Annotated in this window: 24 protein-coding genes; 12 read left to right on the top strand and 12 right to left on the bottom strand. The window is 71.5% G+C overall.

Annotated features, from left to right (window positions below; all coding sequences use genetic code 11):
* Positions 1-104 precede the first annotated feature (104 nt).
* The 4 genes from rlmKL to Q0863_RS02495 all read right to left on the bottom strand — a co-directional run bounded on the left by rlmKL (position 105) and on the right by Q0863_RS02495 (position 5,134).
* Positions 105-2,243, bottom strand: coding sequence for a bifunctional 23S rRNA (guanine(2069)-N(7))-methyltransferase RlmK/23S rRNA (guanine(2445)-N(2))-methyltransferase RlmL (rlmKL, locus tag Q0863_RS02510; RefSeq protein WP_298574725.1), 2,139 nt, complete (start codon positions 2,241-2,243; stop codon positions 105-107).
* An 85-nt stretch (positions 2,244-2,328) separates the two neighbouring features.
* Complete coding sequence (locus Q0863_RS02505) at positions 2,329-3,939, bottom strand: ABC-F family ATP-binding cassette domain-containing protein (RefSeq protein WP_298574723.1); 1,611 nt, start codon at positions 3,937-3,939, stop codon at positions 2,329-2,331.
* A gap of 167 nt (positions 3,940-4,106) precedes the next feature.
* Positions 4,107-4,649 (bottom strand): hypothetical protein, encoded by a 543-nt coding sequence (locus tag Q0863_RS02500; protein ID WP_298574721.1) that lies wholly within the window; start codon positions 4,647-4,649, stop codon positions 4,107-4,109.
* Positions 4,634-5,134: an MOSC domain-containing protein gene (locus tag Q0863_RS02495; protein WP_298574719.1), complete on the bottom strand. Its 501-nt coding sequence runs from the start codon at positions 5,132-5,134 to the stop codon at positions 4,634-4,636. Before Q0863_RS02495 ends, Q0863_RS02500 begins: the two co-directional genes overlap by 16 nt.
* 22 nt (positions 5,135-5,156) lie before the next feature.
* Here Q0863_RS02495 and Q0863_RS02490 point away from each other — a divergent pair, with 22 nt between their 5' ends.
* From Q0863_RS02490 to Q0863_RS02475, 4 genes are read left to right on the top strand one after another with little or no spacing between them, the layout of a single operon-like run.
* Entirely contained in the window at positions 5,157-5,726 is a 570-nt protein-coding gene (locus Q0863_RS02490) for an N-acetylmuramoyl-L-alanine amidase (protein ID WP_298574717.1), read from the top strand.
* Positions 5,727-5,770: 44 nt separating this feature from the next.
* On the top strand, positions 5,771-6,670 hold the full coding sequence (tesB, locus tag Q0863_RS02485) for an acyl-CoA thioesterase II (protein ID WP_298574715.1): 900 nt from the start codon (positions 5,771-5,773) through the stop codon (positions 6,668-6,670).
* Between the two features lie 45 nt (positions 6,671-6,715).
* Positions 6,716-7,534: a hypothetical protein gene (locus Q0863_RS02480; RefSeq protein ID WP_298574712.1), complete on the top strand. Its 819-nt coding sequence runs from the start codon at positions 6,716-6,718 to the stop codon at positions 7,532-7,534.
* Positions 7,535-7,589: 55 nt separating this feature from the next.
* Positions 7,590-8,726 carry an RNA polymerase sigma factor gene (locus tag Q0863_RS02475; RefSeq protein ID WP_298574710.1) on the top strand — a complete coding sequence of 379 codons (1,137 nt, stop codon included), beginning with the start codon at positions 7,590-7,592 and terminating at the stop codon, positions 8,724-8,726.
* A 199-nt stretch (positions 8,727-8,925) separates the two neighbouring features.
* Here Q0863_RS02475 and Q0863_RS02470 read toward each other — a convergent pair whose 3' ends face one another.
* Positions 8,926-9,588, bottom strand: coding sequence for a hypothetical protein (locus tag Q0863_RS02470; RefSeq protein ID WP_298574708.1), 663 nt, complete (start codon positions 9,586-9,588; stop codon positions 8,926-8,928).
* 153 nt (positions 9,589-9,741) lie between these two features.
* Between Q0863_RS02470 and Q0863_RS02465 the strand changes: the two genes are divergently transcribed.
* Together Q0863_RS02465 and Q0863_RS02460 are read left to right on the top strand one after the other, a co-directional pair.
* Positions 9,742-10,464: an arginyltransferase gene (locus Q0863_RS02465; protein WP_298574706.1), complete on the top strand. Its 723-nt coding sequence runs from the start codon at positions 9,742-9,744 to the stop codon at positions 10,462-10,464.
* Positions 10,461-11,699, top strand: coding sequence for an endonuclease/exonuclease/phosphatase family protein (locus tag Q0863_RS02460; RefSeq protein ID WP_298574704.1), 1,239 nt, complete (start codon positions 10,461-10,463; stop codon positions 11,697-11,699). Before Q0863_RS02465 ends, Q0863_RS02460 begins: the two co-directional genes overlap by 4 nt.
* Positions 11,700-11,786: 87 nt before the next feature.
* Here the strand turns inward: Q0863_RS02460 and Q0863_RS02455 are convergent, their stop codons facing one another.
* Together Q0863_RS02455 and purT are read right to left on the bottom strand one after the other, a co-directional pair.
* Positions 11,787-12,128, bottom strand: a complete 342-nt coding sequence (locus Q0863_RS02455; protein ID WP_298574702.1) for a hypothetical protein — start codon at positions 12,126-12,128, stop codon at positions 11,787-11,789.
* Positions 12,129-12,168: 40 nt separating this feature from the next.
* Positions 12,169-13,368: a formate-dependent phosphoribosylglycinamide formyltransferase gene (purT, locus tag Q0863_RS02450; protein ID WP_298574700.1), complete on the bottom strand. Its 1,200-nt coding sequence runs from the start codon at positions 13,366-13,368 to the stop codon at positions 12,169-12,171.
* A 148-nt stretch (positions 13,369-13,516) separates the two neighbouring features.
* Here purT and Q0863_RS02445 point away from each other — a divergent pair, with 148 nt between their 5' ends.
* From Q0863_RS02445 to Q0863_RS02420, 6 genes are all read left to right on the top strand, one after another.
* A complete protein-coding gene (locus Q0863_RS02445) occupies positions 13,517-13,645 on the top strand; it encodes a hypothetical protein (RefSeq protein ID WP_298574698.1) in 129 nt (42 codons plus the stop codon).
* Between the two features lie 17 nt (positions 13,646-13,662).
* Positions 13,663-14,520: an SPFH domain-containing protein gene (locus Q0863_RS02440; RefSeq protein ID WP_298574696.1), complete on the top strand. Its 858-nt coding sequence runs from the start codon at positions 13,663-13,665 to the stop codon at positions 14,518-14,520.
* A gap of 5 nt (positions 14,521-14,525) precedes the next feature.
* The gene (locus Q0863_RS02435; protein ID WP_298574694.1) at positions 14,526-14,804 is read left to right on the top strand and encodes a hypothetical protein; all 279 of its coding nucleotides are present in this window, start codon (positions 14,526-14,528) and stop codon (positions 14,802-14,804) included.
* The gene (locus Q0863_RS02430; RefSeq protein ID WP_298574692.1) at positions 14,804-14,992 is read left to right on the top strand and encodes an Arc family DNA binding domain-containing protein; all 189 of its coding nucleotides are present in this window, start codon (positions 14,804-14,806) and stop codon (positions 14,990-14,992) included. Before Q0863_RS02435 ends, Q0863_RS02430 begins: the two co-directional genes overlap by 1 nt.
* A complete protein-coding gene (locus Q0863_RS02425; RefSeq protein ID WP_298574690.1) occupies positions 14,989-15,168 on the top strand; it encodes a DUF4177 domain-containing protein in 180 nt (59 codons plus the stop codon). Before Q0863_RS02430 ends, Q0863_RS02425 begins: the two co-directional genes overlap by 4 nt.
* Before the next feature lie 161 nt (positions 15,169-15,329).
* The gene (locus Q0863_RS02420) at positions 15,330-16,130 is read left to right on the top strand and encodes a M15 family metallopeptidase (protein ID WP_298574688.1); all 801 of its coding nucleotides are present in this window, start codon (positions 15,330-15,332) and stop codon (positions 16,128-16,130) included.
* A gap of 13 nt (positions 16,131-16,143) precedes the next feature.
* On the opposite strand, the gene Q0863_RS02415 is transcribed toward Q0863_RS02420, so the two are convergent.
* From Q0863_RS02415 to Q0863_RS02395, 5 genes are all read right to left on the bottom strand, one after another.
* Entirely contained in the window at positions 16,144-16,818 is a 675-nt protein-coding gene (locus Q0863_RS02415; RefSeq protein ID WP_298574686.1) for a DNA-3-methyladenine glycosylase, read from the bottom strand.
* Between the two features lie 5 nt (positions 16,819-16,823).
* Entirely contained in the window at positions 16,824-17,189 is a 366-nt protein-coding gene (locus Q0863_RS02410; RefSeq protein WP_298574684.1) for a DUF423 domain-containing protein, read from the bottom strand.
* A 78-nt stretch (positions 17,190-17,267) separates the two neighbouring features.
* Positions 17,268-18,428: an SRPBCC family protein gene (locus Q0863_RS02405; protein ID WP_298574682.1), complete on the bottom strand. Its 1,161-nt coding sequence runs from the start codon at positions 18,426-18,428 to the stop codon at positions 17,268-17,270.
* A gap of 520 nt (positions 18,429-18,948) precedes the next feature.
* Complete coding sequence (locus Q0863_RS02400) at positions 18,949-19,590, bottom strand: response regulator transcription factor (protein ID WP_298574680.1); 642 nt, start codon at positions 19,588-19,590, stop codon at positions 18,949-18,951.
* Entirely contained in the window at positions 19,587-20,828 is a 1,242-nt protein-coding gene (locus Q0863_RS02395; protein ID WP_298574678.1) for a sensor histidine kinase, read from the bottom strand. Before Q0863_RS02395 ends, Q0863_RS02400 begins: the two co-directional genes overlap by 4 nt.
* Positions 20,829-20,999 lie beyond the last annotated feature (171 nt).

Below are 20,999 nucleotides of genomic sequence, written 5' to 3'. Positions count from 1 at the left end.
GGACTGGGGCCACTATGCACCGGCGCCGCGCGACTATTACCAGCATCAATAGAACGATAAATGTCAAAACCTGTGCATCCTTCCAACATCTTTCGGCGACACCGTCAGCTGCCGCGGGCCCGCAGCCGCCAGGTGCGGTGGATCCGCGGATTGCGCGCGAAGTCCGGCGGGATCGTGGCCGGGCTGACGTCCTCGACCTCGGCGAACGCGGACACGGCCTCGCCGTCGAGCCGGAAGCGGCGGAAATTGTTGGAGAAATACAGCACACCGCCGTAGGACAGCCGCGCCACCGCCAGCCGCAGCAGCTCCACATGCGAGCGCTGCACGTCGAAATCGTCGGCACGCGCGGAGTTGGAGAAGGTGGGCGGATCGCAGAACACCAGGTCGTACTCGCCGCGATCGGCGCGCAGCCAGGCCATGGCGTCTGCCTGGGTGATGCGGTGGCGGGTGCCGCCGATGTCGTTCTCGCGCAGGTTGTCGGCCAGCCACTCGAGGTAGGTGGCCGACAGGTCGACGCTGGTGGTCTGCGCCGCAGCGCCGACCGCCGCCTGCACCGTGGCCGCGCCGGTGTAGCAGAACAGGTTGAGGAAACGCTTGTCGCGCGCCTCGGCGGCGATCTCCAGGCGCAGCGGCCGGTGGTCGAGGAACAGGCCGGTATCGAGATAGTCGAACAGGTTCACGCGCAGCCGCGCCTGGCCCTCGCGGACGGACAGGAACTCGCCGCGCCGGGCGAAGTGGCCGTACTTGCTGCCACCCTTGCCCTTGGCGCGGGTCTTCACCGCGATGCGCTCGCGCGGCACCTCCAGCGCATCGGCGGCGCCGGCCAGCAGTTCGCCGAACCGCTTGCGGGTCACCGCATCCGGAATCTCGGCAGGCGCGGCGTATTCCTGCACGTGCAGCCAGCGCGTGCCCGCGTCGGCCTCGGTGTAGACATCGATCGCCGCGGCGTATTCGGGGATGTCGGCGTCGTAGGCGCGGAAGCAGTCCACGCCTTCGCGCGTGCGCCAGGTCTTCGAGGCCTTGAGCGTCTTGCGCAGCCGGTTGGCGACCATGCGCGCGCCCTCGGACAGCTCGCGCGGCTCGGCCTGGGCGCGCACGGGCGGACGCACCGGATCGCAGACGATGAGCGTGCACTCGAGCGCACCGTTGAACATCTGGTAGCTCTTCTTCGCGCGCAGGCCGCTGGCGAAGGCCAGCTCGCGGTCGCCGCACAGCAGGCTGGCGCGCCAGTCCGGTACCGCCCGCGCCAGCGCGTTGCCCAACGCGCGATACAGCCCGGGATCGGCCGCGAGCCGCGCGTCGTAGGGGGGATTGCAGACCACCAGGCCGCGCGGCGTGGCCTGCGCAGGCAGCGCCCCGATATCGCCAACCTCGAAGCGGATCGCATCGCGCAGTCCGGCGGCCGTGGCGTTCTCGCGGGCGTTGCCGATCGCCTCCGGGTCCAGGTCGCGACCTTCGAAGACCGGACGCAGCGAGGCGCGCCCGGCGCGCTCGCGCGCCATGGCCTCGACGACCAGCCGCTCCCACACCCCGACATCGAAACCACGCCAGCGGCTGGGCGCGCGCTCGCCGTGCCGCAGCAGGCCCGGCGCCACGTCGGCCGCCATCAGCGCGCCTTCGATCAGCAGCGTGCCGCTGCCGCACATCGGATCGAGCAGGCCGCCGCCCTCGGCATACAGCGCCGGCCAGCCGCCACGCAGCAGCAGCGCCGCGGCCAGGTTCTCCTTCAGCGGCGCATCGCCCTGCGCGCGACGCCAGCCGCGTCGATGCATCGGGCCGCCGCCCAGGTCGACCGAGACGATCGCGCGCCCCTTGCGCACCACCAGGCCCAGGCGCAGGTCCGGCGCTTCGACATCCACGTCGGGGCGCGCGCCGGTCGCGTCGCGCAGCGCATCCACCACCGCATCCTTGAGCCGCTGCGCGGCATAGCGCGCGTGCGTGATCGCGCTCCCCGACACGTGCGCATCCACCGCCAGGGTCATGCCCGGGTCGAGGTGTTCCTGCCAGGGCAGCGCGCGCGCGCCGGCGTACAGCGCATGTTCGTCGGCGCACTCGTAATCGGCCAGCGGCCACAGCACCCGGCTGGCCAGGCGCGACCAGAGCACGGCGCGCTGCGCGTCCTCGGGCGTGCCCTCGACATTGGCGCCGGCGACGGTGGCGGTGGCCTGTGCGCAACCGAGCGCCAGCAGCTCGTCCACGAGCAGGTACTCGAGGCCTTTGGCGCACGAAACAAAGAATTTCAAGGGAACTGCCTGCGAAACCGGCGCGGTCGCCGTCCACGCCATTTTGCCGCAAGCGCCCGGCCACCACATCCCGCACCCGTTGCGCTCACCACGGTGCGAGATGCCAGGCATCGGCGCCGGCATCGATCCGGTGACTCAGGCCCGCGGCGTCGAGCAGGCGCCGGTCGTGGGACACGAGGACGAGGCCGCCCCGGTACTGCGCGAGCATCCGCTCCAGCGTGTCCAGCGCAGCCAGCTCCAGATGGTTGCCCGGTTCGTCGAGCAGCAGCAGTGACGGCGGCGTCTGCGCATACAGCACGCAGGCCAGCGCGGCCCTGACCCGTTCGCCGCCGCTCAGGCGGCCGCACGGCGTCCGCACCAGGTCGGCATCCATCCCCAGCAGGGCCAGCCGGCCGCGCAGGTCGGCCTCCGCCGCGACCGGGTTGGCGCGACGCAGGTTGTCCAGGGTCGACCGCAGCGGATCGAGGCCGTCCAGCTGCTGGTCGAAACAGGCGATCGGGGCATACGCGAGCCGGCGCCCGGACAGCGGCGCCTGGCGGCCCGCCAGCACCCGCAGCAGGCTGGACTTGCCGCTGCCGTTGGGACCGACCACGCCGATCCGCTGGCGCGCGGTCAGTGCGAGGTCCAGTCCAGCCGCGGTGGCGGGCACATGCGCCAGCACCGCCCGTTCGAGCCGCACGACCATGCGTTCCGGACCGCTCCCGCCTGCCATGCACAGCGCCAGTTGCGGCACGGCGTCGACTGCCGCCGCGGCCTCGTGCTGCGCCGATGCGGACTGCGCCAGCGCCTCGGCCTGCCGCGCCCCGAGCCGTCCAGCGCTCGCCTCGCTGCGCGCCCGGGCCATGCCCAGCAGGATCGGCGCCTGGTTGGCCCGCTTCGCCGAGCGGTTGCCACGGGCCTGGCGCCGCTGCTGGCGCTCGTGCTGCTCGCGTTGCGCCGCCTGCAGGCGTTGGTGGTCCAGGCGCGCCTGCTCCAGCGTCGCCATGGCCGCTGCGCGCTCCTCCGCGCGCTGCCGCACGTAGAAGGCGTGGTTGCCGCCGTAGCTGCGCAGGCCCGCCGGCGAGAGCTCGACGATCCGCTGCATGCCGTCGAGCAGGTCGCGATCGTGGCTGACCAGCAGCAGGCCCTTGCGCCAGCCCTGCAGCCGTTCGACGAGGCTGGTGCGCTGTTGCCGGTCGAGATGGTTGCCCGGCTCGTCGAGCACCAGCACGTCGGCGTCCGCCAGCCACGCGCCTGCCAGCGCCACGCGCATGGCTTCGCCGCCGCTGAGCGTGCCGGCCGGGCGCCACGGATCCAGGCCCGGCAGGCCTGCCTGCGCCAGTGCCTGCGCGAGTTGCCCGCGCAGGGTCCAGCGATCGCCCAGGCGTTCGAAATCCAGCGGATCGGCGCTGCCCGCCTCGATCCGCTCCAGCGCGGCGAGCGGGTCCGCGACGCCCATCAGCCCGGCCACGCGCTGGTCCGGCTCGATCCGCACCAGCTGCGGCAGGTAATGCACCCGCGCATCGCCTTCGCGACGCCCGGTCGTGGGCGCCAGGATGCCGGCGACGATCCGCGCAAGCACGCTCTTGCCAACGCCGTTGCCGCCGACCAGGCCGGTCGGCACGGCGTCGAGTTCGAAATCGATCGGCGGGAACAGCGTCCTGCCATCGGGCAGGACGAACGACACCGCGCTCAATGCAAGCCTGGGATCGGCCATGCGCATCTCCACTGGAATGCCTGACGCCCGCAGTCCGGGGACGGCGGGAACCTGGCCGTCTGGCGACGGCGGCAATCAGTGGCGCATGGGCGTGGAACTCCTCGCGGGATCAGGCGCGCATGCTAGCGCAGCGTGCCCGGGAGTCGCGCACCGGGCCGGGACGCCGGTCAGAGACGCGACAGCAGCGTGCGGAAGGCGTCGGCGGAGGTTTCGACGTTGGCCGCGAGCCGGTGGCCATCGTCGACCAGCAGCAGGGTGGCGCTGCGCGCGCCGGCCCAGCGGACCACGTCGGCGGCGTCGATCAGCTCGTCGTGCCAGCCGTGGACGATGCTGGTCGGCACCTCGGCGCCCTGCAGCGGCGGCGCCTCGCCCATCCGCACCGGCGGCGCCATCAGGAACAGCGCGCGTACCGGCACGCGCAGCGAGACCTGGCCCGAGATCCACGCGCCCAGGCTCGATCCGGCCAGCACCAGCGGCCCGCGCGCCGCGGCCGCGGTGGCAAGCCCGGCCAGGCGCTCCACGCGCGCCAGCACGTCGCCGACGCGACTCAGTTCGAGCCTGGCGTCCAGGTCGGTGTAGTCGGGCCGCTCGTGACTCCAGCCCAGGCGCTCGGCGACCTCGGCCAGGGCGGTGACCTTGGTGGCATCGGGGCCGCTCTCGAAACCGTGCGAGAGGATGCAGTGCCCGCGCAGGCTCACGCGTCCACCCATTCGACGCGGTCGCCCAGGCGCAGGCGGCCGCCTTCGAGGATGCGCGCGCACAGGCCGCCCATGCCGCGCATGGCGTTGTAGCCGCCCGGCCCCAGCGCGGCCTCCATCCGCGAACACGGATCGCAGCTGTCGGTGCCTTCCAGCAGCACCTCGCCGATGCGGAACCGCTGGCCCCTGAGCGCGGCCAGCGCGATGCCCGACACCACCAGGTTGCGCCGCAGGGTTGCCGGCGCGATCGCCGCATGCCCCGCCAGCGCCGCGATCGCAGGCAGGTGTTCGGCCTGGATCAGGGTGATGCCGCGTTTGCCGCTGCCGCCGCCGTAGCGATCGCCCGACAGCCCGCCGCCGGCGGTCGCCGCGGCCGCATCGACCTCGCGCATGGGCACGTCGCGCGCAGGCCGCAGGCCGATCCACTCGACCGTACCTGCACGCGGGAACCGCGTCATCAGCTGGTGCAGTTCGGTTCCAGGCGGCGGCAGTTTCATTGCGCAATGCTAGCATCGGCCGATGCGTCCACTCCCGCGCGACACCGGCATCGACATCCAGCACCTGCCCTATGTCGACCGCCTGCAATCGCGTGCCCTCGAGGCGGTGGAGCTGGTGGTGATCCACTGCACCGAACTGCCCGACCTCGCCACTGCACGCGAGTACGGCGAGCGCGCGCTCTACGACGCAGGCACCGGCAACAGCGGCCACTGGTACATCGATCGCGACGGACGCATCGTCGAGTACGTTCCCGCCACGCGCATCGCCCACCACGTGCGCGGGCACAACGCCGACTCGGTGGGCATCGAACTGGTCAATCGCGGCCGCTGGCCGCACTGGCTCCACGCCGGCCACCAGGCCATGGATGAACCCTATCCCGAAGCGCAGCTCGAAGCGCTGCTGGCGCTGCTCGCCCGGTTGCGCGCCACCCTGCCCGCGCTCGACACCATCGCCGGGCACGAGGACCTCGACACCGCGCGCGTGCCGGCGAGCGACGATGCGAGCGTGCTGGTGCCGCGCAAGCGCGACCCCGGGCCGCTGTTTCCCTGGCCGCGGGTGCTGGCCGCGTGCGGGCTGCGCCGGATCCCGTAACCGCCCCGCCGGCGCCGCGGTGGCGGCCCGTATAATCCCGCGCCATGACTTCCACCGTGTCCGAACTGATCGAACTGCTATCGCTGGAGCGGCTGGAGGACGACCTGTTCCGCGGCCAGAGCCGCGACATCGGCACCCGCTACGTCTTCGGCGGGCAGGTGCTGGGACAGGCGCTGTCGGCGGCCCAGGCGACGATGCCCGAACCGCGCCCCGCGCATTCGCTGCACGCCTACTTCCTGCGCGCCGGCGACGTCGAGCATCCCATCGTCTACCACGTCGACCGCACCCGCGATGGCGGCAGCTTTTCGGTGCGCCGCGTCACCGCGATCCAGCACGGCAAGGTGATCTTCTTCTGCGCGGCCTCCTTCCAGGAAGCCGAGGGCGGCGCCGAACACCAGCCGCCGATGCCGCAAGTGCCGGGGCCGGACGACATCCGTCCGCCCGAGCCGCCGCCGCCCGAGGTGCTGGCCACGCTGCCGAGCAAGGTGCGCCGCTGGCTCGACCGCTCCGGCCCGTTCGAGTTCCGCCAGGTGCATCCGCGCAACGACCTGGAACCCGCGCGCCAGCCGCCGTTCAACCACGTCTGGTTCCGGCTGTCCGAGCGCGTCGGCGACGGACCCGAGCTGCACCGTGCGCTGCTGGCCTACGCCTCGGACTTCCACCTGCTCGGCACCGCCACGTTCCCGCACGGCATCAGCTACTACCAGCCCAACGTGCAGATGGCCTCGCTCGACCACGCGCTGTGGTTCCATCGCCCGTTCCGCGCCGACGAATGGCTGTTGTACGCGATCGACAGCCCCAGCGCGCAGGGGTCGCGCGGACTGGCGCGCGGACAGATCTTCTCGCGCGACGGACGGCTGGTGGCCAGCACCGCGCAGGAAGGGCTGATCCGGGTGGTGCCCGAGGCCGCCCGCGATCCGGCCGCGACCGGAGACGCCAGGTGACGCTGCGGCCGCAGCCGATGCGCCGCCACGGGCGAGTGTCCTGACATGCGCCAGGTCTTCAGCAGCGCGCGGATCGAGAACGTGCAGGCGGTGGCGAAGCTGCTCGCCGGCGAAGGCATCGAGGTGCGGGTCGAGGATGGCCAGCGCTACCGGCGCTCGATCCGCGGCGGTTTCAGCTACCGCGACAGCGGCGACGTCTCCTCGCGCGCCTCGGTGTGGGTGGTGCGCTCGGACGACCAGCCGCGTGCCCGCCAGCTGCTGCACGAAGCCGGCCTGCTCGAGGCCACGCCCGCCAATCCCTCCAGCTTCCTGCCGGCGACCGGGCATGCCGCGCGTTCCGGATCGCCGAACCGGCGCGCGCGGTTCGGGCTCGGCCTGCTCGTCGTCGCCGCGGTGGCGCTGGCGATGTGGCTCAACCAGTTCCGCAATCCCGGCTGGGACCTGCCGGCGCCACGCCAAGCGACATCCGGCGAGGCCGTTCCGGCGCTGGATCCCTCGCTGCAGGCGATCAGCACCACCGATGCCGTGTACCGCATCCCCACCCCGCCGGCGCTGGCCGTGAGCCTGGCCGCGGCCGTGCAGGCGCGGGCGCCCGGCGCCGCGCTGTGCCTGTCGATCGACGGCCAGGAGCCGGACGCAGCGACGCTGGCGATGGCCGCTGCGGCTGGCCTGGATGCGGTGGCAACCCCGGCGTGCCCGGCCGGCAACCAGGCGCTGCGCGTGTCGGTCTCGGACTACCGCACCGACGGCTCGGGCGCCGGCACGATCGAGCTGGCCACCGCCGCAGGCGATGCCGCGCCCGTGGTCCGCCGGCTGGACGTGCGTCGCGAAGGCGACCGCTGGCAGTTGCCAGATACACTCTGACGGTCACATCGGCCGCCAGCGCGCGTCCCGTCACGAAGCCATCCGACGAAGCCGCATGTCCAACGACGCCATCGACCTGCTGATCAAGCGTGAACTGCCGGCCGCCGTGCGCGGCGACCGCGACGCCTACGGGCGCATCATCGTGGCCAGCCAGAACGCGGTCACCGCGGTGGCCCTGGCCATCACCCGCGACGTGCACACCAGCGAGGACATCGCCCAGGAAGCCTTCCTCTCCGCCTGGCACCACCTGCCGCGGCTGAAGAACCCGTCCAGCTTCCTGCCCTGGCTGCGGCAGATCACCCGCAACCTCGCGCACGACCACCTGCGCGGGCGCCGCAACCGGATGCTCGACGGCGAGGCGGCCGACCTGGCCATCCAGCACGCCGCCGACCCCGAAGGCTGCCCGCTGCAGCAGGCGCTCGATGCCGAACGCGATGCGGTGGCCGCCGACCTGATCTCCGAACTGCCGGCCGAGAGCCGCGAGGCGCTGCTGCTCTACTACCGCGAGGGGCAGAGCTCCAAGCAGGTGGCGATGCTGCTCGGCCTGTCCGACGCCGCCGTGCGCAAGCGCCTGTCGCGCGCGCGCCAGAGCGTGCGCGAGGACCTGCTCACCCGCTTCGCCGAGTTCGCGCGCAGCAGCGCGCCGTCGGCCGCCTTCGCCGTGGGCGTCACCGCCACGCTCGGCATCACCAAGCCCGCCGCCGCCGCTGGCGTCGGCATGGTCACCAAGTCGCTCGCCGGCAGCCTGTTCGCGCGCTTTGCACTGGGCTTTGCCGGCGCCGCCGCGGGCGGGCTGCTCGGCGGCCTGGTCGCGGCCTGGTTCGCGCGCAGCATCGTGCTCGACTATGCCGACGACGACGCCGAGCGCGGCGCGCTGCTGCAGTTCTCGCGCCGGTACATCGGACTGTCGCTGGTGATGATCGCGGCGATCATCGGCACCCACCTCGCCTTCCGCGATCCGGGCAACACCTTCATCGCCATCGCCGTCGCCCTGCTGGCCATGAACTGGCAGTTGCTGGTGATCCTGCCAAGACTGATGAACCCGCTGCTGGCGCGCGACGCCCGCCGCGATCCGATCGGCGCGCGCCAGCGGCTGCTGGCGTACAGGCTGACCTGGGGCCGCACCGGCGTGCTGATGAGCAACATCGTGGTGATCGGTTCGCTGGTCATCGCGCACCTGCATTTCGCGTGACGCGGCGGCCACGCGGCTGACCGCAGACAAGGGCATCCGCACGTCCGGGGGAGAAGGCGGGCACGGTTGCCGGAGCAGCGCATCGCCGAGGAGAGGAATCCGGACCGGTAACGACCCAGACCGCCGGCCAACGGTCTGGCGGACAACAAAAAAGGCCCGCGTCAGGGACGCGGGCCTCGAAACCATGTGGCGAACGGAATCAGCGCTTCTTCGGCTGCAGCTCGTCGCGGCTCAGGAAGCCGTCACGGTTGTCGTCCATCCAGGCGAACCGGCTCGACAGCCGCTGCATCTTCTCTTCGACCTCGACCCGGCTGAGCTTGCCGTCGCCGTTGAGGTCGGCGGCGGCGAAACGCTCGTCGAAGCGCTTGCGCATCTGCGCTTCGCGCTGCGGGCGCTGGCGTTCGTGCCAGGCACGGATCTCGCCGCGGACGAGGTAGCCGTCGCTGTTGCCGTCGATCTGCGCGAAGTCCTGGGCCAGGAGGTTCGTGCGCTGTCCGCGCATGGTGCCCGCGGCATCGACTTCGGCCCGGCTCAGGCGGCCGTCGCCGTCGGTATCCAGGCGGGCGGCGTCATGGTGGCCACGCTGGCCGCGATGCTGCGCGCCCTTCCCGCCATGGCGGCCGTGGCGGTGCTGCGGACGCTCGCTGGCGTCGAGGCGGCCGTCTCCGTTGCGGTCGAGGCGGTCGAAGCGCTGCGCCAGGCGCGGGAACGCGGCTGCTTCGGCCCGGTCGATCGCGCCGTCGCCGTTGGCGTCGAGCGTGGCCTTGGGGCCGCGCTGCGCGGTGTCCGCCGGTTCCGCGGCGGTGGCGGTGGCGGCCAGAACGGCAAGCGCCAGCGCGGTGAACAGGATCCTGTGCTTCATGGGAGGGTTCCTCGGGATGCGGCACCAGCGCCGCCGTGCATCCGTCAACGCCCCGATCGCGCCCGCCGTTGACTCCGCGCCGTCCCGGTTCAGCTGGCGGACACCCGCCGGTTCGCGGCGCCTGCGACGGCGGCGCAGTATGCTGCCCGCGCCATGGGCGAGAACGACAACCTCCGGCTGTTCCACACCGGCGAGCACGCCTGCGGGTACTGGCCCGAGCGGGTGGCGCGCGACCTGGTGTTCGATCCCCACGACGGGCGCCTGGCCGCGTTCTATCCGCAGGCGCTGCAGTGGGGGTTCCGCCGCTCGGGCGACATCGTCTATCGCCCGCACTGCGTCGGTTGCCGCGCCTGTGTCGCGGTCCGGATTCCGGTCGAGGAATTCCGTCCCGATCGCAGCCAGCGCCGCTGCCTGGCGCGCAACGCAGCGATCGAGGCACGCATCCTGCCCGCGCAGCGCAGCGACGAAGGACTCGCGCTGTACCAGCGCTACCTCGCCGCGCGCCATCGCGGCGGCGGCATGGACGGCCACGGCGCGCACGAGTTCGACCAGTTCCTGGTCGGCAGCTGGGCCAACACGCGGTTCATGGAGCTGCGCGAGCACGGACGTCTGCTGGCCGTGGCGGTGACCGACATCGACGCGACGGCCATGTCGGCCGTGTACACCTTCTATGATCCCGACCTGGCGGCGCGCGGCCTGGGCACGCTGGCGATCCTGCGCCAGATCGACTGGGCGCTGCGCGAGCGGCGCCGCCACCTCTACCTCGGCTACTGGATCGCGGGACACGACAAGATGGACTACAAGCGCAGGTTCCACCCGCTGGAAGGCTTCGACGGGCGGCAGTGGCGCCCGTTCGACGCGATCGCGCCGGCATGAGTCGCCGCCACGCTCCCGCGCTGGCCGCGATCGTCCTGTCCGCGCTGGCGCTGGCTGGCTGCCTGCGCGTCAACGTCCACGGTACCCCGCCGCAGTCCGGTTCCCCGATGCCCGATCCCGCCCCGCTCCGCGTCGCCAGCTACAACGTTTCGCTCTACGACGAGGACACGGGCGGACTCGTGCGCCGGCTGGAGCTGGGCAACGCGCAGGCGCGGCGCATCGCCGCGGTGCTGCAGAAGGTGCGGCCGGACATCGTCCTGCTCAACGAGTTCGACCACGACGCCGACGGCCGCGCGGCCGACCTGTTCCAGCGCCGCTACCTCGAGCAACCGCAGCCCGGCGGCGGCGATGCGCTGCAGTACCCGTACCGCTACCTGGCGCCGGTCAATACCGGCGTGCCCAGCGGCCTCGACCTGGACAATAGCGGCCGCGTCGGCGGCGAGGGGCGCGATCGCGGCAACGATGCCTGGGGCTACGGCCTGCACCCGGGCCAGTACGGCATGCTGCTGCTGTCGAAGTACCCGATCGATGCGGCGCAGGCACGCAGTTTCCAGCGGCTGGAATGGAGCGCGATGCCCGGCGCGCGCCGGCCGGTCGATCCGGCCACCGGCCGTCCGTTCCACAGCGACGGGGTCTGGCGCCGGCTGCGGCTGTCGTCCAAGTCGCACTGGGACGTGCCGGTGCGCACGCCGCTGGGCGTGGTGCACCTGCTGGCCTCGCATCCCACGCCGCCGGCCTTCGACGGGCCGGAAAAGCGCAACGTGCTGCGCAACCACGACGAGATCCGGCTCTGGCACGAGTACCTCACGCCAGCGGCCGGCCAGGCGGCGTGGCTGTGCGACGACGCGGGTCGCTGCGGTGGCCTGGATCCGGACGCGCGCTTCGTGATCCTGGGCGACCTCAACAACGACCCGGTCGACGGTGCCGGGGACCATGCGGCGATCGTGTCGCTGATCGAGCACCCGCGCGTCCTGCGGCACGCGCCGCCGGCCAGCCAGGGCGCTGCGCAGGCTGCGGCCACCGACGGCGGCAACGCCGGGCACCGCGGCGCGCATGCGCACGACACCGGCCGCTTCGGACCGCGGGTGGGCAACCTGCGCCTGGACTACGTCCTACCCTCGGCCGGATTCCGCCTCGCCGGATCGGGCGTGTTCTGGCCGCCCGCCGGACACCCCGACGAGGACATCGCCGCGGCCAGCGACCATCACCTGGTGTGGGTGGACCTGCTGGACTGAGCGTCAGGACTCCGTTCCAGCGGCCGCGCGAGGCGACCGCACTCAGGACGGCCCCCGATCGGCCCAGACTGGCCCGGCAGCGCCGGCTCAGGTCGCCGGCGCGTCGGCCTCGCCCGCGTCCTTCGCCGGCGCGTCGGCCGGTTCGGGCGCCACAGGCAGATGCGGTCGGAAGCCGAAGCTTCCGGACTGCTGGCTCGAAACGATCATGCGTACCATGCTGGTGGGCACCAGCAGGTCGAGCGTGACCTCCTCGGCTTCCGCGGTCACCGCCGACATCGTCATCTCGACGAAGGCGCCAGCGGTATCGATCTCGCGACAGACAACGTGCGGACCACCCGGGTTGTCCTGCAGGTAGGGCTTGATCGCATCGCCCAGGGCTTCCAGTGCCTGCGGGTAGAAGAACACGGCGTAGCCGTTGCTGCCTTTCATGTTTGCTCCAGTGGGGGAAGGCGCGCGCGCCGGTCAGGCGCTACGCCAGTTCGATGGTAATGGCCGCGGTCGCGTCGCGTGCGACCGAGCGCGCCGCGTCGATCGAATCGGCCCGCGCCAGCGTCACGCCGACCCGGCGCGTCCCCTCCACGCGCGGCTTTCCGAACAGGCGCAGCGCCGTGTCCGGCGCGTGCAGCGCGGCCTCCAGGTTGCCGAACACCGGGATTCCGCTGCCCTGCGCCAGCATGGCGCTGGACGCCGACGGTCCGCGCTGCGCGATGAAGCCGCCATCGCCGGCGCCCACGGGCAGGCCAAGGATGGCGCGCGCGTGCAGCGCGAACTGGCTCAGGTCCTGCGAGACCAGGGTGACCAGGCCGGTGTCGTGCGGGCGCGGCGAGACTTCGCTGAACCACACCTCGTCGCCCTTCACGAACAGTTCCACGCCGAACACGCCCCAGCCGCCGAGGTCGTCGGTGATCGCGCGCGCAATTTCCATCGAGCGCTCCAGCGCGCGCGGCGACATCGGCTGCGGCTGCCAGCTTTCGCGGTAGTCGCCGTCTCTCTGCAGGTGGCCGATCGGCGCGCAGAACGAGGTGCCGCCTGCGTGGCGCACGGTGAGCAGGGTGATCTCGTAGTCGAAATCGACGAAACCCTCGACGATGCAGCGGCCCGCGCCGGTGCGTCCGCCGGTCTGCGCGTAGTCCCACGCGGGGCCGATGTCCGCGTCGGCGCGCAGCGCGCTCTGGCCCTTGCCCGAGGACGACATCACCGGCTTGACCACGCAGGGCAGTCCGATCGCGGCGATCGCGTCGCGGTATTCGGCCTCGTTGTCGACGAAGCGGTAGGGCGAGGCCGGCAGACCCAGGGTTTCGGCCGCGAGCCGGCGGATGCCTTCGCGATCCATGGTCAGCCAGGCCGCGCGCGCGGTCGGCACCACGCGCTGGCCGCGGTCGCGCTCCAGCGCCACCAGCGTCGGCGTGTGGATGGCCTCGATCTCGGGCACCACCAGGTCCGGCCGCTCGCGCTCGATCAGGCCCGCCAGCGCGGCCGGATCCAGCATGTCCAGCACATGGCTGCGGTGCGCGACCTGCATCGCCGGCGCGTCGGCATAGCGGTCGGCGGCGATCACCTCCACGCCCAGCCGCTGCAGCTCGATCGCGACTTCCTTGCCCAGTTCACCTGACCCCAGCAGCAGGACACGGGTGGCCGAGGCCGTGAGCGGAGTACCGAGGCTGGGCATGGGTGGGCCTGGGCGAAAGGGGCGCCCATTCTAGCCAGCGGACATGGGTCGCCCGGGGTCCGCGATCGCCTTGTCCCTCGGCGTCACCGTTGACATGATGATATCAAATTGATATCAATCAGCACGTCGCATCCGCCGGAGCCGCCGCATGCCGCCCATCGTCCGCCTGATCGAACGCGGCCATCCGCGCCATGCGGGCTGGGCCGTGCCGCTGCCCGTCGCGCTGTCCGCCTGCGCCTTGCTCGCCGGGATCGCCGTCCTGCCCGTCCGTCATTGAGTCTTCCGGAGACCGCCATGAAAGAGAACCCGATCCGTTCGCTGCCCGGCATCCCGATGCTGCTCGCCCTCCTCGCCGCCGTGCTCGCGGCCGCATGGATCGCCCTCAATTCGGGCGGTGCGCCGGCGCAGTTCGTCCTCGCAGCGCTCGCGGGCCTGGTCGCGCTGCTCTGCCTGCTGGGCCTGTACATGGTCGAACCCAACCAGGCGGCGGTGCTGAGCCTGTTCGGCAAGTACGTGGGAACGGCGAAGGAGAGCGGCCTGCGCTGGAACAGTCCCTTCTACAGCAAGAAGAAGGTGTCGCTGCGGGTGCGCAACTTCGAAAGCGGCAAGCTCAAGGTCAACGAGCTGGACGGCTCGCCGATCGAGATCGCCGCGGTGATCGTCTGGCGCGTGGTGGACTCGGCCGAGGCGGTGTTCAACGTCGACGACTACGAGAGCTTCGTGCACATCCAGTCCGAGGCGGCGCTGCGCGCGATGGCCACCAGCTATCCCTACGACCAGCACGAGGAAGGCGACATCTCGCTGCGCAGCCATCCCACCGAGATTTCCGACCGGCTCAAGGAGCAGCTCGACGAGCGCCTGACCGCGGCCGGGGTCGACGTGGTCGATGCCCGCATCAGCCACCTCGCCTACGCCCCCGAGATCGCCCAGGCGATGCTGCAGCGGCAGCAGGCCAACGCGGTGATCGCGGCGCGGACACGCATCGTCGCCGGCGCCGTCGGCATGGTGGAGATGGCACTGGCCGAGCTGGAGAAGAACGGCACGGTCAAGCTCGACGAGGAGCGGCGCGCGGCAATGGTGAGCAACCTGCTGGTGGTGCTGTGCGGCGACCGCAGCACCCAGCCGATCGTCAATACCGGCTCGCTGTACTGAGCATCGTGCAAGCCCTGTCCTCCCTGCTGGTCGCCCTCACCGCGCTGCCGGCGCTGGCCATCGCCGCCTGGCAGGCACGCGCCGCCGCGGTCGATCCCAAGGCGCGCGGACTGGCGCTGCGCTGGGCGGGCATCGCCCTGGCCATGTTCTGCGGGGCGCTGGGCCTGTACTTTGCCGGCGGCGACCGGGGCCACACGATCACGGTGGCGGTCCTCATGGTCATCGCGGTCAACGCACTGCTGGTCTCGATGCTGCTGCACCTGCGCGGCGGGGGGCGGCGCTGATGGCCGAGCGCAAGGCCTACCCGCTGCGGATCAGCGCCGAGGTACTGGCGGCCGCGCAGAAGTGGTCCGACGACGAACTGCGCAGCCTCAACGCGCAGATCGAATACGTGCTGCGCGATGCGCTGCGCAAGGCCGGGCGGCTGCCGCACCCGCCGCCGGAACCGGGTGAACGCGAGGAGCAATCATGAGCCAACGCTGGGAACACAAGGTCGTTGAAGTCACCACCACCCTGTTCAACCGCAAGCTGACAGAGAAGATCCAGGAAGAACTCGACCGGCATGCGCGCCAGGGCTGGGAACTGGTCGCAGTCAGCCACACCAATGCGGTGGACTCGGTGCGCCTGTACATGAAGAAGGCGGTGTGACGGGGCCGAGAGCAGCGCGCCCGATCGCCCCCACATCCGCTGTTCCGCCCTGGATCGACGGACGTCCTCCGCTGCGATCGCGACGGGCCAGTCGTGCTGTCTCGAAGTGGGACAGGTGGCGCGAACTGGCGACGCCGCCAGCGCATCGATAAGCTGGGCCGATGCGTATCCCTGCCCGCACCCTGCTCAACACCGCCGAGATCGAACTGTGGCCGGCCTGGCTGTTGCGCGCGCGCGCCAACGGCGATGCGCGGATCCTGTCGCGCGCCAGCCGGGTGCTGCGACGCAAGTGCGACGGCCGCTACCTGGCCGCGGTCCTGCCCGAAGGGCTGATGCCACTGGTCCCGCGGCTGGCGCGCGAAGCCGGCGTGGACGAGGCGCTCGACCTGCTCGACGGCGCGCCCGCCGCCAATGCGCTCGACGCCGGCACGCTGCCGCTGCACCGGCTGGCCGAACGGCTGGATGCGCTCGGGCTGGAAGCCGAAGCCTATGCGAACGACTGCGGCCTGGAACTGGTCGCCGAGCCGGTCGCGCTGACCCTGGCCGGCTTCGACCGCTACCGCCGGCCGCTGTGGCTGTCGGCCGACGCCGCACGCGCCTGGCAGCGCATGCGCGAGACCGCGGGACGCGACGGCGTGGCGCTCGAGGCGATCTCCGGTTACCGCAGCCACGACTACCAGCTGGGCATCTTCGAGCGCAAGCGTGCGCGCGGACTCGGGCTGGCGCAGATCCTCGAGGTCAACGCGGCGCCGGGCTTCAGCGAACACCATTCGGGCGACGCGCTCGACATCGGGACCCCGGGCGAGCCGCCGGCGGAGGAATCGTTCGAGGCCACGCCGGCATTCGACTGGCTGCAGCGCCACGCCGGCGCGTCCGGCTTCGCGATGAGCTATCCGCGCGGCAATCCGCACGGCATCGTCTACGAACCCTGGCACTGGCGGTACCTGCGGGCCGACGGATAGCGCGCCGGCCCGGCTAGTCCTGCGAGCGGTTGGTCGGCGCCTCCGCCGCGGTCGCCAGGTCGGCGATGCGCCACAGGTACAGGCCCGCATAGGTGCGGTAGGGACCCCACTGCTCGCCGCGCGCGGCCAGCTGCTTCGGCGACGGCATGTCCTCGAGTCCGTCCACGCGCTGGACGCCCTTGCGGATGCCGAGATCGTCGACCGGGAGTACGTCCGGGCGGCCGAGCCGGAACATCAACATCATCTCCACCGTCCAGCGTCCGATGCCGCGCACAGGCACCAGCGCCGCGACGATCTCGTCGTGGTGCATGGTCGACATCTGACGCAGGGTCGGGATCTCGCCCCGCGCCTCGCGCATCGCCAGGTCGCGCAGCGCCAACGCCTTGTTGCCCGACACGCCGCAGGCGCGAAGCGTGGCATCGTCGATCCGACCCAGCGTGTCCGCATGCAGCCGCCGGCTGCCGATCGCGGCCTCCACGCGCCCGACGATGGTCGAGGCGGCCTTGCCGCTGAGCTGCTGGAACAGGATCGCGCGCGCCAGCGCATCGACCGGATCGAAACGCGCGCGCCAGCGCGGCTCGGGCGCGATCGTGCCGATGCGTTTCATCCACGATCCCAGGCGCCGGTCGCGCCGCCGCAGGTGGTCCCAGGCGGCCGCGGTATCGAACCCCCGGGCGTAGCGCGGCATGACGCTCAGTCCCGCAGCGCGCTGGCCGCGTACAGCAGCCATCCCAGCATCAGCACCATGCCGCCGAACGGCGCAGGTGCCGAGGACGTCCCCCACAGCGACCTGGCCACCAGTGTTCCGGCGAACACCAGGGTTCCGAGCAGCAACATCGCCAGCGCCGCCAGCGACAGTCGCGACGCCACGGCCCGGGCCAGCGCAGCAAGCGCGACGCCATGGCCGAAGGCGAACAGCGCGGCAGTCAGCAGGTTGCCGCGCGCATCCTCGCCGGCGCCATGCGAGGCGTAGGCCGCCAGCGCCACGCCGAGCCCGGCCAGTAAGGCGCCGGCCGCGCGCAGCCAGCGCGCCGAGGTCAAGGTGGCGGTCGTCGTCATGGAATCGGGATCCCCAAACGCAGCGCGCCGCATCCGGGGATGCGGCGCGCGACGGGCATCGGCATGAAACCCGGTGCCTTACTGCTGCTTGAGCTTCCAGAACACCTCGAACTCGCCGTTCTCGGTGAACGCCTCGTCGATGCCGTTCTTGTAGATCTCGTACGGACGGTCGGTGACCTCGTAGCCGTGCGTCATCGCCCAGGCACGCACCGCGTTGCGCACGTTCTCAAGCTCGGCCATGTAGCCGACGTAGTTGCCGCGGGCCGCCTTGCCGGCCTCGGCACGGATGTACTCGACCGGTGCGCCGTCCGGAATCTCGACCTCCAGCGGGCCCTCGTCGACGGCCGGCGCCTGCGCGACCGGCTGGGCCTCCGCCTCGTCGCCCTCGCCTTCACCCTCGGCCGCTTCCTGCGCGTCGGAACCCGCGCCCTTGCGGCGCACCGGCTGGACCACGTCGAAGGTGTAGTTCTCGCGACCCAGCTCGGTGGACACGATGCGCAGCGGGCCGGCCGGCACCAGATCATTCGCCTCCATGGTGCGCTTGATCCACTCGCTGTTGGACTTCATCGACTGCTTGATCTTCTCGTTGTTGCGCTCGACCGCGCCCGCGGAGACCGACAGCAGGTTCTCGGCCGGCAGGTCGACCACGCCCAGGTCGCTCAGGCGCACGCCGTCGGCGCGGTAGTCGACGTTGGGCACGCCGGCCAGCATGCTCGACAGCTTGGCCAGGCCGAGCTTCATGTCCTCGCCGACGTGGCCCCGCACGTACAGGCCGGCATAGCGGCCGAGGAGGTTCCAGCCGTAGTCGACGTCGTAGCGCTGGGTGATCTCGATGTTGCGTCCACCACGGCCGGTCGGCTTGAGGGTGAACTCCATGCGCTTGTTGTCGCCGCGGTCCGGGTTCTCGATGCGGTAGGCGATGCGGCTGTCGGCGTCGCTCTCGACGATTTCCCAGCTGCCCTCGCCCAGCGCGCGCGCTTCGGAGCTGTAATCCAGGCGCGCGCCGACGCCCGACTCGGGACCCGACAGTTCCAGCTTGGCGGCCGGATCGCGCATGGTCAGCGCGTTCCAGTCCTTGAAGCGCTTGAAGCTGTTGAGCGTGTCGAACACGATGGCCTGGCGCCGGTTGGTCTCGACCTTTTCGGTGATCGTGCGGCTCGACGGGAGGAACAGAGCGACGAGCACGAACAGCGCGGCGACGATCGCCGTTGAAATCAGGATCTCGAGCAAACGGGTCATTCAGGGTTCTCCGGGACCAATTCCTGCCGTGGCAGGCGCAAGTGGCCAATCCTATCAAGAACCTCCCGCGCACGGCGAGTCAAAAATGCGACCGGCGCGAGGGTCGGGCCACGGTTGCCCACGCAACCGACGCCACGCTGGCAGGCGGGAAGTCCGGCGCTGGCCGCGCGATCTTCACGGAGGAGCGCGCGACCGCGTGGCACCGCCTGCGCAACAGGCCTCCGCCCGGTCCATGGCGAGGCCGCCCCCTGCACCGTCACGCGGGCCACCTCCCAAGGCAGGACCGCCCGGCGTGCCCCAGGCCAGCTGCAGCTCGAAGGCCTTGAGGACTGCCCAGGTGCGGTCGCGGACACCGAGCTTGGACAGGGTGAGCGGGCAGCGTTCACGAGGCAGCGCCTCGTGCTGCCGGCGAACGCCCGCCGCGCTGCGGCGGGCCGGGTGAGGAAGCGCTGCCCGCGCGGCAAGCCGCGCGCGCTGACGAACGGCCGGTGCGCTGCACCGGCCCGGATCAGCCTGTCGGTCAGACCAGCTGCAGCTCGAAGGCCTTCAGCACTGCCCGGGTGCGGTCGCGGACGCCGAGCTTGCTGAGGATGTTCGACACGTGGTTCTTGATCGTACCTTCGGCCACGCCCAGCGAGTTGGCGATCTCCTTGTTGGAGAAGCCGCCCGCCATCAGGCGCAGGATCTCGGTCTCGCGATCGGTCAGCGGGTCCGGCCGGTCGAGGCTGACGAAATCGTTGCGCATGTGCTCCAGGCCCGAGAGCAGGCGCTGGGTCACCGCCGGCTGCACCAGCGAGCCACCGCCGGCGACGGTGCGGATCGCGCCGACCAGCTGCTCCAGCGACACGTCCTTGAGCAGGTAGCCCTTGGCGCCGGCCTTCATCCCGGCCAGCACCAGCTGATCGTCGTCGAAGGTGGTCAGGATGATGGTCGGCGGCAGCTGGCCGGCGCGCGAAAGCGCCTGCAGCGCCTCCAAGCCCGACATCGCCGGCATGCGCATGTCCATCAGCACCACGTCGGGCTTGACCTCGGGGATCATCTCGACCGCCTGCTTGCCGTCGCCGGCCTCGGCAATCACCTCGATGCCCCCGTCCAGCGCCAGCAGCGAGCGGATGCCCTGCCTTACAAGGGTCTGGTCGTCGACCAGGCAGACGCGGATCATGGGACCTCCAGGGGTCGGATCTGGGTGGATGGATCGTCGTCCGCGGCGATGGCCGCGGGCCGGATGGTATCGATGACCACCACGCCGCCGTCCATGGGCAGGCGCAGGCGCACGGTGAAGCCGCTGCCGGGCGAAGTCTCCACCTGCAGGCTGCCGCCGTGCGCGGCCAGGCGTTCGCGCATGCCCAGCAGGCCGTTGCCGGCGGTCGCGCCTTCGGCACCGCGGCCGTCGTCGCGGGCCTCCAGCAGCACCGCGTCGCCATCGAGCCGGTAGCGCAGCCGCAGCAGGCTGGCTTCGGCATGGCGCACGGCATTGGTGATGATTTCCTGGGTGCAGCGCAGCAGCACATGCGCGCGCTCGGGATCGTCGACCAGGAAGGTCCGCGGCATGTCCAGGTCGATGCGCAGGCCGGGCACGTTGTCGGCCAGCGGCAGCAGGGTGGCGCGCATGTCGATGGCGTCGTCGTCGCGCAGCCGGCTCACCGCCTCGCGCACGTCGCTCAGCAGCAGCTTGGCCAGCGTATGCGCCTGGCCCACGTGCTCCTGCGCCTGGCCGCTGACGAGGTGGTTGGCCACCTCCAGGTTCAGGCTCAGGGCGGTCAGGTGGTGGCCGAGCAGGTCGTGCAGTTCGCGCGAGATGCGGGTGCGCTCGTTCACGCGGACGCTTTCGGCCAGCAGCGCGCGGGTGGCGCGCAGCTCGGCGTTCAGCCGGCGTTGCTCGTCGCGCGCCAGCACCTGCTGGCGGGCGACGTAACCGGTCGCGAACACGAAGCAGTTGAAACCCATGTAGAGCACCGACTGCATCACCGCCTCGAGCAGCGAGAAGCCGATCGCGCGCACGTACACCGGAACCACCAGCAGCGCGCTGATCACCAGCGCGGCGATGCTCATGGGAAGCGGCAGCAGCCAGGGCAGCACGCAGGCGGCCACCATCAGCAGCAGCACGCCCAGGCCGCTGTTGCTGTAGTAGCTCAGCGCCACCGCGCTGCCGATCATCGCCACCAGCAGCACGTGGTCGGCCAGGGTGACCCGGCGCTCGTCGAGGGCCCGGGTGAGCCATGCGAAGCTGAACCCGAACAGACCCCAGGCGAACCAGGCGTTCCAGCCGGCGCCGATCGAGGACAGCGGTTCGGCCTCGTCCACCGGCCCCGACAGCGCCCACAGCGGCAGCACCATCACCGCCCATGTGAACAGGCCGGCATAGCGCAGCAGGCGGGCATGGTCGAGGCGGGACAGCATGCCGCCATGGTAGGCGCAATCCACGCGCCGCGACCCCCTCGGAAGTCATGCGGCGACGCGGTCCGCGTTCGCCCCGGGGCCGGAGGCCATGCGATAATCCGCGGTGGCCGTCGCAAGGCGCGTCCGCCGTTTGCCGACCTGCGGCCGGGCAGCACCCGAAGTCTTCTGGAG

Origin of the sequence: uncultured Luteimonas sp. (assembly GCF_947492465.1) — a bacterium.
In the GTDB taxonomy this organism is placed as follows: domain Bacteria; phylum Pseudomonadota; class Gammaproteobacteria; order Xanthomonadales; family Xanthomonadaceae; genus Luteimonas.
Note: the sequence above shows the minus strand (reverse complement) of the source record. Positions and strands in the feature narration are given on the sequence as shown.